This is a genomic window from Polaribacter sp. Hel1_33_78, assembly GCF_900106075.1.
GTDB lineage: Bacteria > Bacteroidota > Bacteroidia > Flavobacteriales > Flavobacteriaceae > Polaribacter.
On the sequence record NZ_LT629794.1, the window covers coordinates 3,056,558 to 3,069,817 of the forward strand.

A 13,260-nucleotide genomic window follows, 5' to 3' on the forward strand; every position below is an offset into this window, starting at 1 on the left:
CTAATATGGTAAAAAAATTGCAAAAGGAAGAATTGTTAAAATTACAGACTCTACCCTTGTTCTAAAAAAAAGAAATGAATCAATGATAATTCCTTCCAATGAAATCACTTATTTGAAAACAAAAAAATCTAATAAGTACAACGCTATAGTCCGTGCTAGTTATTTTTTATTATCACCTATTATCCTTAACTCTGGAGCTAGTATTGGTTATATAACTACTCTTTTTAACCAATCTAAGCAATATTTATTTACCGGAGACATTGCGAATAGAAAAGGCTTAAAGAAGGTATGTATAGTCCTCAAAAATATTAATTTTCAATCAAATCGTTTAATTTTAAACATCAGGATTTTATTTGCTAAATTTTTAAACTTTCTATGATTTATTGGGGTTTGTGTAATTTGTTTCACCCTTTTTTTTAAGATATTTGCAGCTCTATTTAAATAATTAAATTTAGGGCAATGAAAATAGCTGTAGTTGGTGCAACCGGAATGGTTGGCACAGTAATGTTAAAAGTATTAGAAGAGCGTAACTTGCCGATAACAGAATTTATTCCTGTTGCATCAGAAAGATCGGCTGGAAAAAAATTATCTTACAAAGGAAAAGAATATACCATTGTAACTTTAGCCGATGCTTTGAAGATGAAACCAGATATTGCGCTATTTTCGGCTGGCGGAGATACTTCTATGGAATGGGCTCCAAAGTTTGCTGAAGTTGGGACAACTGTAGTAGATAATTCTTCTGCTTGGAGAATGGATCCTACCAAGAAATTGGTTGTTCCAGAAATTAATGGTGATGTTTTAACGAAGAATGATAAAATTATTGCAAACCCAAATTGTTCTACAATTCAGTTAGTAGCTGCTTTATCTCCTTTACATTTAAAATATAAAATGAAACGTTTAGTAATTTCTACCTACCAATCTGTTTCTGGTTCTGGTGTTAAAGCTGTTCAGCAATTAGATAATGAAGAAGCTGGTATTGAAGGTGAAATGGCGTATCCTCATAAAATTGGAAGAAACGCAATACCTCATTGTGATGTTTTCTTAGAAAACGGATACACAAAAGAGGAAATGAAATTGGTTAAAGAACCAAAGAAAATTTTACGTGATGATTCTTTTTCTGTAACGGCAACTGCTGTTAGAATACCGACTTCCGGTGGGCATTCTGAAGCTGTAAATGTTCAGTTTGAATATGATTTTAATTTAGCTGAAGTTCGTCAAATATTAACAGATACTCCAGGCATTATTGTTGAAGATGATTTAGCAAACAACGTGTATCCGATGGCAATAAATGCTCATGATAAAGATGAAGTATTTGTTGGTAGAATTAGAAGGGATGAATCTCAAGAAAATACCTTAAATTTGTGGATTGTTGCAGATAACCTAAGAAAGGGTGCAGCTACAAATACAGTTCAAATTGCCGAATATTTAGTAGCAAATAATTTGGTATAAAATATATGTAATGTCAGCATTTTACAAAGTAAACATACAAGAAATACAACAAGAAACCGCAAATGCGGTTTCTGTCTCATTTAACATACCTGAGAATCTAAAATCTAATTTCAACTTTAAATCTGGGCAATATATTACGTTGCAAAAAGAAATTAATGGTTCAGCAATTAGAAGAGCTTATTCAATTTGTTCTGCTCCACAAAGCGGAGATATCAGGGTCGCAATAAAAGCAGTAGAAAACGGAAAGTTTTCTACCTATGCAACCTCTCTTCTAAAAGTTGGTGATGAAATTGAAATTACTGCACCAGAAGGACGTTTTTTACTAAACCCTGAGGCAAACAAAAATTATATTGGTTTTGCTGCTGGTAGTGGAATTACACCAATTTTATCCATGATTAAAACAGTTTTAGAAACTGAAGCATCTGCAACATTTACTCTAGTTTATGGAAATAAATCTGAGGCAGACACCATGTTTCATTCTGAATTAAATACGCTTAAAGCATCTTTTTCAGATAGATTTAATTTACATTATATTTTTAGCAGAGAGAACGTAAAAAATGAATTAAGAGGCAGAATTGATGAAAATGTTACCAACTATTTTGTAAAGAACATGTACAAAGAAACTTCTTTTGATCAAGCTTTTCTGTGCGGGCCAGAAGAAATGATTCATGAAGTTTCAAAAACTTTAGAGAATAATAAAATTACTAAAGAAAATATTCATTTTGAATTATTTACAGCTACTGTTGATGAAGAAGCTGCTTCTGAAGTTAAAGAAGGAACCACAGAAATTACTGTTTTGTTAGATGACGAGAAAACTACGTTTACCATGGAACAAACAGATAATATTTTAGCTGCAAGTTTGCGCAAAAACATAGATGCTCCATATTCTTGTCAAGGTGGTGTTTGTAGTTCTTGTTTAGGGAAAATTACAGAGGGAAAAGCGGTTATGGTTAAAAACTCAATTTTAACAGATAGTGAAATTGAAGAAGGTTTAGTTTTAACCTGCCAAGCGTATCCAACAACGCCAAAAGTTACCATAGACTTTGATGATGTATAAAATTCCGTATTTTTGTTAAATATGGATATTTACGACTTTAAAAATGCTTTAATAATAGGTTTTTTTATGGCTTTCATGATTGGCCCTGTTTTTTTTATGCTGATTCAAACTAGTATTTTAAAAGGAGCTAGAGCCGCCATTGTCTTTGATCTAGGAGTAATTATTGGTGACCTTACTTTTATTTTAATTGCGTATTACGGAAGTAGACCTTTATTAGAAAAAATAAAGGACGATCCACGATTATTTTTTATTGGTGGCTTGGTTTTAGTCATTTATGGGTTAATAACATACTTCAACAAAGAAAATAAAAAAGAAGCACTAGAATCTGCTAAAATTATAGAAGTCCCTATTAAAAATAATTATTTAAAACTCTTTTTAAAAGGCTACTTTTTAAACTTTATAAATATTGGTGTGCTAGCTTTTTGGTTAGGAACCGTTTTAGTAATTGGTCCTGCTTTAAAAATGGATCAAACTGCAATTTTTTGGTACTTTGGTACGATACTAATTAGCTATTTTGTTACAGATTTAGGGAAAATAGTTTTAGCTAAAAAACTGAAAAATAAAATGACTCCACGTGTAATTTATAGAGTAAAGAAAATTATGGGAATTATTTTAATTGTTTGTGGTGTATTTTTAATGCTCAAAGGATTTATCCCAAGTGAAAAAATAGATAAATTAATTCAATAACCTTCAACTACTAATTAAGACCCTATTCTTAACAAAATTTTATTTGCTCTTTTGTTTCAAAATACTAGACAATTTTCGGCAAAATATATTAAACACTATCATGTTCATACTTTTTATTAAAAATAAACACACCTATTTTGCATAAAATACAATATATTTAGTTTTTTTAAAATAAAAATTATGCAAAAACTAACTTTTATTATTGTATTCTTTTTTACAATTCAACTTACTTTAGCACAAAAAGGAAATTACAATGCAGGTTCTTTATCTTTACAGAATGTAACCTCTGGAGAGTATAATATAGCCGTTGGCGATTCTACACTTTACAATACTACTTCAAGTTCATATAATACCGCATTGGGTTTTGCTGCTGGTAAAAATATAACTACTAGCACTCAAACTCAAACAGTATTTTTAGGCTATAAAGCAGGGTACCATAACACTAGCGGTTTTGATAATACTTTTATAGGTTTTTTAGCAGGATATTTCAATACAACGCGAGGTGATAATACTTTTATAGGAAATGCTGCAGGTTTTAATAATACAGAAGGAGATAATAATACCTTTTTAGGTGAGTCTGCAGGTTTAAATAGTACAATAGGAGATGACAATACTTTTATAGGGCACAAAGCAGGAGGTGCTTATTTTTCTTCTGTTTCAGCAAGTAATGGTGTTGTTAGTTCTGCTACAACAAATCCAGCAACTGGTTCCGATAATACAGCAGTTGGCTCTTATGCACTAAACCGTTTAACCTCTGGATATCGAAATACAGCTATTGGTAATTATGCTGGCATCGATTTAACTACGGGTTACTACAATACTTTTGTAGGAGATTCTACAGGTACAGATGTAGGTATAGGGAAATACAATACTTTTATTGGGCAAGCAGCAGGAGCATCAACAGAACATACTTCTGGCAACACTTTTGTAGGTTATAGATCTGGCTGGGACAATAACAGAACAAACACCACTGATAATAGGGCAACAGAGAATACTTATTTTGGTTACAGAGCAGGGCACACGAACAGAGAAGGAAGTTACAATTTAATATTAGGTGCAAGAGCAGATTTTAATGGTGTAGGTTATAATAATTTTAATCGTTATAATGTAGGTTTAGGGTATGGAGTTATCATTGGTGGTAACAAGACCATTGCCATAGGTGCATCTTCTAAAGTAACTGCCAACAATGCCATTGCAATTGGCTTTGAGTCAGAGGCAACTATTGCAAATACTATGGTTTTGGGTGGAGACTTAGTTACAAACAGGGTTAGTGTTGGTATAGGCACAAAAACACCAAATATAAAAGCCAGTTTAGATTTAGCAGATACTGATAAAGGTTTTCTGGTAAACAGAGTTACCAATGCACAAAGGACAACACTTGGAGAAAGCCTAATTGCAGATGACATTGGAATGCTAGTTTATGACACTGAAGATAAAGTATTATATACATGGAAAGGAGATGCTTGGTCTTCTTCTACAATAGATGGTTTAGATGCAAGAGTCACTGCTTTAGAAACTAGAGCGAATAATTCAAGTACAGATAAAACACCGTTGTTCTTTAATTATCAAACTGCTATTTTAAATGTTAATAATGAACCCTTATTAAATACAACTGTATCTTTTAGAATTAGTATTTTAAAAGACACCAGTTCTGGCACAAGTGTATACCAAGAAACCCATAGTGCAACCACAAATAGCAAGGGTTTAGCAGGCTTTAAAATTGGAAATGGAGCTGTTGTAAGTGGTACTTTTAGCACTATTGAATGGTCCGATGCTATTTACTTTTTAAAAGTAGAAGCAGATGTTGCAGGAGCCACTAGTTATCAAGATTTCGGGACTACTCAATTAGTAAGTGTACCTTATGCTTTACACGCAAAAACAGCTGATAGACTTACAGGTGGGGCTTCTGCTAAAATAGCAAGTAAAGTTTCGAATGAGATAAAAAAAGATAGCAAAGATGATATTGAAAATCTTAAAAATGAAGTAAAAGCATTAAAAGCTATTGTAGATAAATTAGAAAAAATGATCAAAAACAAGTAATTAAATGGTAAGAAATTTTATCTTTTTATTATTGTTTTTAACCAGTTTACAAACAATTTCTCAAAGTTTACAAAATCAAGTAATTGGCGGTGCTGGTCAATTTACATCGCAAAGTAATAATTCTATGGTTTATGCTTTGGGTGAGGTTAGTACAGATATCTTAAATAATGGAACAAATACTTTATCTCAAGGGTTTTTGCAAGGGGCAACATTATCGGGTATTTATTGGAATGGTTCCGTAAACACAAACTGGTTTAATTCTGCAAATTGGGATGGAGGTATATTGCCCTCATCTACAAATAATGTAATTATTACAAATTTATCTAATTCACCTATTTTAGAAACTTTAGAATCTGTAATTCAAAATTTGGAATTAAGAGCCAATGCATCTTTAATTATTAAAAAAGACGGTGCTTTAACTGTAAATAATGATTTAACAAACTTAGGAAACTTAACTATAAATGCTGATATAAACACCAGTGGTGTTTTATTTGTCAAAGGTACGTCAAATGGCAATGTTACTTACAATAGAGGAGGCTTGTTAGCTAATAAATGGAGTCTATTAACGACTCCGGTAAACAATCAAAAGATATTAGAGTTTGCCCAAAATTTGAGCAACGAGATTCGAGTAAACACTTCTGTTACTCCAAATAGATATGCTATTGCGTATTACAATGATTCTAATGTTATTAATCCCAAATGGGAATATTTTGACACCAATACAAATTCATCATTCACTTTTGATATTGGTACTGGTTTTTCTCTTTCTAGAAATTTTGATGGTAATGTAAGTTTTTCAGGAGATTTAACAACTACCAGTATAAATAAAACTGTTATCGCTAATCAATGGAATGCAGTAGGAAATTCTTACACAACCTACTATCCTCTTAATAAAAATGGTGATAATAATTTTTTAGAAGATAATTCTACAAATATAGCTATACCAGCTGCTTATATTTGGGATAAATCTCAAGAAAAATATACACCAATAACTAATTTAGTAACATCTACAGAACAATTTATAACACCTGCTCAAGGTTTCTTTATAAAATCGAATACAGCAACAGCTTTAAGTTTTGATTCTAATAAAAGAAACATAAAACCATCTACTGGCTCACATACTTTTAATAAAAATTCTTCTGAAATTCCATTTATAAAATTATTTACGGTTCAAGGAGAAGTGAAAATAAATACAGATATTATATATTCTACAACAGCAACAAAAGGATTTGATTCTGCAGAAGACATAGAAAACTTTGAAGGTGCTAACTTTGACGTTAATACTCATTTATTAGAAAATTCTGAAAGTAAGAATTTTACAATTCAATCTTTACCTGTATCAGAAATAGAGAGTTTAGTTGTACCCATAAGTTTAAAAGGACAAGCAAATAATGCATTTGTATTTTCTTTGAATGCTGTAGATTTTCCAGACGCTATAAAAATTTATTTGGAAGATAGGCTGCTAAATTCTTTTATAAGGTTAGATGAAGATAATTCCGAATATAAAATAACTTTGACCGAAAATATAAATGGTATAGGAAGATTTTATTTACATACTACTTCCCAATCACTCTCTACTCCAAATTTAGAAGCTTTAGAAAAAATTACTATTTACAAGTCTGACAATAAAACGCTGGTTGTTAAAGGCTTAAAAAATGAAATAGCAAAAATTAAAATATTTGATATATTAGGAAAACAGGTTTTTGATACAAAATTTAATGGCATGCCTCAGAACAACATAAAAATTCCTAATTTGAAATCAGCAGTTTATTTAGTAGAATTAATTACTACAAATGGGAGAAAAAATAAAAAGATAATTATAGACTAAGATTAATAAGTATAAAAAAAGTGAGGCTTTTACCTCACTTAAATCACTAATTTTTTTATCTTTTTATTCTATTGTAAACCTATTATTTTCTAAATTCATATCTGCCATCAAACCACTTTTATCAATCGTAACCGATTTCACTTTTTTAGAAACCTCAAAAGTATACGTTGGATATGCCCAACCCCAATCTTCAATAACAGTTGCAGATGTTGGTTTTGCTCCTCTCATCATTCTTAAGGGAATGTTATAGTTTTGTTTTGTACCATCTGTATAAGTAACTTCTACATCAATTGGCATTGGCATTTGACCTATTCTTTCTAAAGTAATTTCATTGCCTTCAACAGATTTTATACCATAATCTATTGTATGTAAAGTCTGAGTCCATTCGTTTAAATACCAGTCTAAATGAATACCAGAAACTTTTTCCATAGAACGTTTTACGTCGTTTGGCGTTGGATGTTTAAAACTAAAATCAGTAAAGTATTTTTTGATTCCTTTTGCTGTATTTTCTGCACCAATAATATATTCTAATTGCGCTAAAAATATATTTCCTTTTGAATAACTTGCGGTTCCATACCCCCAATTTGTATCATATCTATCTGCGTGAGTGGACAAAGACTCTTCAAAACCTCTAGAAACAATTGCCCTATAACCTCTATAAGAACCAGCATGTGGATTTTCTTTATTCTCTTTTAAAATTTCATTTTCAGCTTTGTTAGAGATATAAGATGTAAAACCTTCATCCATCCAAGGGTGCAAACTTTCATTGGTTGCTAGTAAAAACTGAAACCAAGTATGTGCCATTTCATGCGCTGTAACTCCAAAAAGACTTCCAAATTTACGCTGTCCAGTAATTAATGTAGACATGGCATATTCCATTCCTCCATCTCCACCTTGAATTACAGAATATTGTTTATAAGGATATTCACCAACATGTTCAGAAAAATAGGTCATCAATTCTGCAGTTTTTGGCTGTAAATCTTTCCAATTTTTTAAATACTTTTCTTCCAAAGTTTTCTTATAGTAAAAATGTAAATCGATTCCGTTTTCCATTTTTAAAACATCGTGAATATATGCTGGATCTGCAGCCCACATAAAATCATGAACTCTTGGCGCTTTAAAATGCCAGGTTAACTTATCGCCCTTTGGCAACTTTAATTCTTTGCTTGCATCTTCATAACCATGACCAACTTCTTGCGGATTTTGCATATATCCGGTTCCACCAACAACGTAATTTTTATCAATATGAAGTGTTACATCAAAATTTCCCCAAACTCCATGAAATTCTCTCGCAATATAGGGTGGTGTATGCCATCCTTCAAAATCATATTCTGCCATTTTAGGATACCATTGAGCCATAGAAAGCGCAACATTTTCCTTACTATTTCTTCCTGATCTTCGGACTTGTATAGGAACTTGAGCATCAAAAACCATATCAAAAGTCACACTTTCTCCAGATTTAATTGGGGTATTTAAAGTAACTTCTAAAATGGTTCCTACCGTATTAAAATTAACTGCTGCTCCATCCTGTTTTAAGGTACTTACTTTAATATAACCAATTTCATTTGGCATTAATTTGCTAATTCTATCTTTTACTCTTCTGTCTGGATCTTTAATATTTAAAGAACGAACATCCATTTGAGAACCTGGTTGAAAGGCATTAAAATACAAATGATAAAACACTTTATTTAATTCATCTGGGGAGTTATTTGTATACACTAACTTTTGTTTTCCTTTGTACTGATAGTTGTTCACATCTACATCAATATCCATAGTGTAATCTACATGTTGTTGCCAATAAGGATTGCCAAAATTTATGTCAGCTTTTATATTTTTTTCTGATGAAGTATGAACTTCTTTTATTTGAGCGCAAGAAATTATTATTACAGCTAATAGTAATAGAGAGTGTATTTTTTTCATTTTAAATTGGATTTAATTTGTTATAAAAATATATAAAGTAGTAAGATTCATTGACGTTTTGAAACGTTATTTTTTCCTCGATAAAAAATCTGCTAATAGCAAGGCATTGTATGCATTTATAATTCTACCAGACACTGATAATTCTGAGAAAGAAATTAATTCTCCTTTTTGATTTTCCTCCGTTTGTGAACCTGGTTTTATAACATCAAAAGTTATTTTCACACCAGAGTTCATCAAAATATATTTTACATTTTTTGCTGACAAACCAGGGTAGTAAGAACGAATTAATGCCGCTACTCCTGAAGTTGAAGGTGCCGCCATTGATGTTCCACTTAAGGGTTCGTATTCGTCTTTTGGAATTGTAGAATATACATCTACTCCAGGCGCAAAAATATCTACATTTGTTTGACCGTAATTAGAAAAACTGGCAGGTAAATTTTCATTAAAATACAAACTACTCGCTCCAATTGTAATTACATTATCTGTAAATTCGGTAACTAAATCTTTAGAATCTGTTGGATATGATTTTCTTACATCCATGTTTTTACCATCATTACCGGCAGCATTTACAATTAAAACATCTTTACTTGCTGCATATTTTAAAGCATCATAGACCCATTCTTTGTTTGGTGAAAAACGTTTTCCAAAACTTGTGTTGATAATTTTTGCTCCATTATCTACTGCATATTTAATTCCTAAAGCAACATCTTTATCGTGCTCATCTCCATCAGGAACAACTCTAACGGTCATAATTTTTACATTATTTGCAACACCAATTGCTCCCAAATTATTATCTCTTGAAGCCGCAACAATACCTGCAACATGTGTTCCGTGTTTTTCTAAATCTTTAGAACCAATTACATTGTTATTCCCATAAAATTTATCATTTATATTGTACAAATCATCTCCTAAAGATTGGCGAAAATTCATTTCTAAATCATACCCTTTTATCGCTTTTTCTAATTCATTTCTATAAGCAACTACTTGCTTAGTATAGTCTTTTAAATCAAACTCAGTCATTCCTTGTTTTAGAATATTAACCACATTTTTAACTTGCATAATAAGCGTTAAGCTTGTTGGCTCTAGACTATCCAAAATGGTTTCTGTTAAAATCTCTTTTTTAGAAAATTTCTTAACAGCATCAAAGTTCTCTTGAACTTGTTTCAAATTTTCTAAAGTTTGATTCATTTCTAGAATTTCATACTTCTTTTCAGAAATTGTTACGCGAAATTCATTTTCTAATTTTAAATACTGCTGATATTCTTCTTGATCATTTTCAGCAATTTCTATAGCTTTTTTATCTCCAAATTTCTCTTTTCCTTTTTTAACAATTCTAGTAATTTCTAATTGATCTGTATTTACAATCTTTCCTTCTTTATTTCCTAAGAAGTTCCATCCAAAAACATCATCAACATAACCATTATTGTCATCATCTTTATTGTTGTTTGCTATTTCATCAACATTAATCCAAAGTACTTCTTTTAAATCTTCATGCTCAATATCTACTCCAGAATCAGCAATAGCTACAATAACTTGTTTTCCTTTTTTACCTTCTAAAAATTGATATGCTTTTTCCAAACTCATACCTGCAATGGAATCTTTTAAGATATCTGCATGAGACCAAGTTTTCATTTCTTCATCAGATAAAATTCCTTTTTTAGCAGGTATGGTTATTACGGCATCAAAATTCGGCAATTTAATAACCGATTGAGTTGATTTACAACTCACAAATACAAGTGCAATTATTGCACTAAAAAGGATTGATTTTAAACGCTTTATTTCTCTTTTTCTATTCATTAAAAATTTCTTTAAATGTATGTGTAGTATTTAATCGAACCCCTTTTTCTGTATGTTTTACTGTACAGATTTCATTATGTGCATCGTGTTCTAAAAAAAGGTAATAATTATTGTCTGCCGCTTCCTTTAAAAAAGCAGCTTTTTCCTTGATTGTAAGCAAAGGCCTCGTATCATACCCCATTACATACGGCAAGGGAATATGCCCAACGGTTGGTAACAAATCTGCCATAAAAACCAACGTTTTATCTTGATATTCTATTTTTGGAAGCATTTGTTTTTCTGTGTGCCCATCCATAAACAAAACATCAAAACTTACTTGCTCTTTTGCATTTAAATCAATAAAATTTAATTGTCCACTTTCTTTAATGGGGTTTATATTCTCTTTTAAAAAGGAAGCTTTCTCTCTTGGATTTGGTTCTGTTGCCCATTTCCAATGATTTTTATTAGACCAAACTTTTGCGTTTTTAAACGCAGGAATTAACAGCTGGTTTTTATCTCTTTGGATAACACCTCCACAATGATCAAAGTGTAAATGTGTTAAAAAAACATCCGTAATATCATCTCTGTGAAAACCATATTTTGCCAATGAAGCATCCAAAGAAAAATCTCCAAATAAAAAATAATAGCTATAAAATTTTTCTGATTGTTTTGCCCCTAAACCTGTATCCACCAGAGTTAAACGATTTCCATCTTCCACAAGCAAACAACGCATACTCATGTCTATTAAGTTATTTGAATCTGCCGGATTCGTTTTTTGCCAAATTGATTTTGGCACAACGCCAAACATTGCTCCTCCATCTAATTTAAAATTACCAGTTTCTATAGGATATATCTTCATTGTAAAAAATTAAAACCATTAAATTATGTATAAAAATAATCATTTAATGATTTATAATCTCATCAAATTTAATTTGATTTTGATGTTTACAAAGATTCATAAAAAAAGATATTTTTGTGTTAAGAAAAATCCAAATATTTTAGGAATCACATACGTAAATTGTACGAATTTTTTTAAAAGAAAAAAAATGATAAATAGTATAGTTTTAATGAAAAAAAACGCCTCAATTTCTTGAAGCGTTTTTGAGGTGTCTAGCGGATTCGAACCGCTGTACATGGTTTTGCAAACCATTGCCTAGCCACTCGGCCAAGACACCTTTTTATCTTAGAGTGTGCAAATTTAATCAAATTTACTAGTACTACAAGTATTTTTTATGTTTTGATTTTCCAAGGTGGATTTATTCTGTTTTCTCCACCATAAAATAAAATTAATTGATTACCATCTGTATCTTTTAATCTAGCCTCACGCCATAGCCAAAACTTATCATTTGGTTTTTCGTCAAACTGAATTCCTTTTTCAATTAAATCAGCTACTTTTTTATCTAGGTCTTCGCATTCAAAATAAACATGAATCCCTTCTCCTTTTTGTAATTCTTCTACTTTATGAATAGAAAAAGTTGAGTTACCGTCTGGACAACTAAACCTTGCATAATGCGGTAAAGCCTCAACGACAAGTTCTAGCCCTAACTTTTGATAAAAAGGGATAGCTTTGGTTACATCTAATGAAGGAGCAGTAACTTGATTTAGATTCATAATACAAAGACTTATCTTTTTTTTGTGAGAATAATAACTACTTCCTCCACATTTCCTCCAATTGGTGGATTTAGTTTAGCTACAGAAATTTTTGCTCTTCGTATCATTCTCAACTCTTTAAAGGAACGATCTAAAATACGTTGCGCAACTTCTTCTAATAACTTAGAACGAATTGCCATTTCTTCTTTTACAATATGATTCAAATGCACATAATCTACGGTATCTGAAAGTTCATCTGTTTTTGCAGATTTCTTTAAATCAACTTTTACCTCAACATCTACCCTATAATCAGACCCAATTTTTGATTCTTCTTCTAAACATCCGTGAAATGCATAGAGTTTAATATTATTTACTTGTATAATTCCCATTTATTCTTCATTCTTTGAAATCACCTCAACTTTTTCCCACATTTTATCAGAATTTAATCTAAAAGATCCTTTGAACTCAAGGTCCCATTGATTAGGTTCAATAATGGATAAAAACAATTCCTCTTTTTTATTATTGTAGAGATGATACGTTTCACCTATAATAGGTTCAAAGCCAAATTTAGCATTATAAAGCATGTCATTATATTGAAATTTTTCCATCAATAATTCATACTCTTTTTTGACTTCATCAAATTTTCCTTTAAGTATTTTGTTTACGCGCCTTACACCATCTGCTGTCCAAGTAGCCGTATTCGTAGGTTTGATTACCGGCGAACTTGCGGATGTTCCGTAAGGTTTTAAAGCAGCATCGTATTTTTGTGTTTCTTCATTAAAAACAACCAAATCTGGTTTTTTTTCACCGTCTTTATTCATACTGCCAAATTACGACAAAAAACAAATACTAAATTGGCTTTTTAGAAAATTTTAACGTAGAACAAGGCTCGTGTTAGTGATTAAAATGACAT

11 protein-coding genes and 1 tRNA gene are annotated in these 13,260 nt (G+C 31.1%); 5 read left to right on the forward strand and 7 right to left on the reverse strand.

What is annotated here, in order from left to right:
• Nucleotides 1-459: 459 nt before the first annotated feature.
• From BLT88_RS13280 to BLT88_RS13300, 5 genes are all read left to right on the forward strand, one after another.
• Nucleotides 460-1,449, forward strand: coding sequence for an aspartate-semialdehyde dehydrogenase (locus BLT88_RS13280; protein WP_091955366.1), 990 nt, complete (start codon nucleotides 460-462; stop codon nucleotides 1,447-1,449).
• Nucleotides 1,450-1,459: 10 nt separating this feature from the next.
• On the forward strand, nucleotides 1,460-2,506 hold the full coding sequence (locus BLT88_RS13285; protein ID WP_091955368.1) for a ferredoxin--NADP reductase: 1,047 nt from the start codon (nucleotides 1,460-1,462) through the stop codon (nucleotides 2,504-2,506).
• Between the two features lie 21 nt (nucleotides 2,507-2,527).
• Nucleotides 2,528-3,193, forward strand: coding sequence for a LysE family translocator (locus tag BLT88_RS13290; protein ID WP_091955370.1), 666 nt, complete (start codon nucleotides 2,528-2,530; stop codon nucleotides 3,191-3,193).
• A gap of 180 nt (nucleotides 3,194-3,373) precedes the next feature.
• Nucleotides 3,374-5,233, forward strand: coding sequence for a hypothetical protein (locus tag BLT88_RS13295; protein ID WP_091955372.1), 1,860 nt, complete (start codon nucleotides 3,374-3,376; stop codon nucleotides 5,231-5,233).
• 4 nt (nucleotides 5,234-5,237) lie between these two features.
• Nucleotides 5,238-7,061, forward strand: a complete 1,824-nt coding sequence (locus tag BLT88_RS13300) for a T9SS type A sorting domain-containing protein (RefSeq protein WP_091955373.1) — start codon at nucleotides 5,238-5,240, stop codon at nucleotides 7,059-7,061.
• A gap of 63 nt (nucleotides 7,062-7,124) precedes the next feature.
• Here the strand turns inward: BLT88_RS13300 and BLT88_RS13305 are convergent, their stop codons facing one another.
• The 7 genes from BLT88_RS13305 to BLT88_RS14295 form a co-directional block, all read right to left on the reverse strand.
• Nucleotides 7,125-8,981: a M1 family metallopeptidase gene (locus BLT88_RS13305; RefSeq protein ID WP_091955376.1), complete on the reverse strand. Its 1,857-nt coding sequence runs from the start codon at nucleotides 8,979-8,981 to the stop codon at nucleotides 7,125-7,127.
• A 66-nt stretch (nucleotides 8,982-9,047) separates the two neighbouring features.
• Entirely contained in the window at nucleotides 9,048-10,778 is a 1,731-nt protein-coding gene (locus tag BLT88_RS13310; protein WP_231960011.1) for a S8 family serine peptidase, read from the reverse strand.
• Complete coding sequence (locus tag BLT88_RS13315) at nucleotides 10,771-11,616, reverse strand: MBL fold metallo-hydrolase (protein WP_091955378.1); 846 nt, start codon at nucleotides 11,614-11,616, stop codon at nucleotides 10,771-10,773. Before BLT88_RS13315 ends, BLT88_RS13310 begins: the two co-directional genes overlap by 8 nt.
• A gap of 245 nt (nucleotides 11,617-11,861) precedes the next feature.
• Nucleotides 11,862-11,932, reverse strand: a tRNA-Cys gene (locus BLT88_RS13320).
• Between the two features lie 55 nt (nucleotides 11,933-11,987).
• On the reverse strand, nucleotides 11,988-12,368 hold the full coding sequence (locus tag BLT88_RS13325) for a VOC family protein (RefSeq protein WP_091955380.1): 381 nt from the start codon (nucleotides 12,366-12,368) through the stop codon (nucleotides 11,988-11,990).
• 11 nt (nucleotides 12,369-12,379) lie between these two features.
• Nucleotides 12,380-12,736 (reverse strand): dihydroneopterin aldolase, encoded by a 357-nt coding sequence (gene folB / locus BLT88_RS14290; protein WP_091955382.1) that lies wholly within the window; start codon nucleotides 12,734-12,736, stop codon nucleotides 12,380-12,382.
• Nucleotides 12,737-13,168 (reverse strand): DUF2452 domain-containing protein, encoded by a 432-nt coding sequence (locus BLT88_RS14295; protein WP_036782670.1) that lies wholly within the window; start codon nucleotides 13,166-13,168, stop codon nucleotides 12,737-12,739.
• Nucleotides 13,169-13,260 lie beyond the last annotated feature (92 nt).

Excerpts from the sequence above, each read along its gene's own strand:
- BLT88_RS14295 (WP_036782670.1), bottom strand. The coding sequence starts at position 13,168 with ATGAATAAAGACGGTGAAAAAAAACCAGATTTGGTTGTTTTTAATGAA.
- BLT88_RS13285 (WP_091955368.1), top strand. The coding sequence starts at position 1,460 with ATGTCAGCATTTTACAAAGTAAACATACAAGAAATACAACAAGAAACC.
- BLT88_RS13305 (WP_091955376.1), bottom strand. The coding sequence starts at position 8,981 with ATGAAAAAAATACACTCTCTATTACTATTAGCTGTAATAATAATTTCT.
- BLT88_RS13295 (WP_091955372.1), top strand. The coding sequence starts at position 3,374 with ATGCAAAAACTAACTTTTATTATTGTATTCTTTTTTACAATTCAACTT.
- BLT88_RS13310 (WP_231960011.1), bottom strand. The coding sequence starts at position 10,778 with ATGAATAGAAAAAGAGAAATAAAGCGTTTAAAATCAATCCTTTTTAGT.
- BLT88_RS13315 (WP_091955378.1), bottom strand. The coding sequence starts at position 11,616 with ATGAAGATATATCCTATAGAAACTGGTAATTTTAAATTAGATGGAGGA.
- BLT88_RS13280 (WP_091955366.1), top strand. The coding sequence starts at position 460 with ATGAAAATAGCTGTAGTTGGTGCAACCGGAATGGTTGGCACAGTAATG.
- BLT88_RS13300 (WP_091955373.1), top strand. The coding sequence starts at position 5,238 with ATGGTAAGAAATTTTATCTTTTTATTATTGTTTTTAACCAGTTTACAA.
- BLT88_RS13325 (WP_091955380.1), bottom strand. The coding sequence starts at position 12,368 with ATGAATCTAAATCAAGTTACTGCTCCTTCATTAGATGTAACCAAAGCT.
- folB (WP_091955382.1), bottom strand. The coding sequence starts at position 12,736 with ATGGGAATTATACAAGTAAATAATATTAAACTCTATGCATTTCACGGA.
- BLT88_RS13290 (WP_091955370.1), top strand. The coding sequence starts at position 2,528 with ATGGATATTTACGACTTTAAAAATGCTTTAATAATAGGTTTTTTTATG.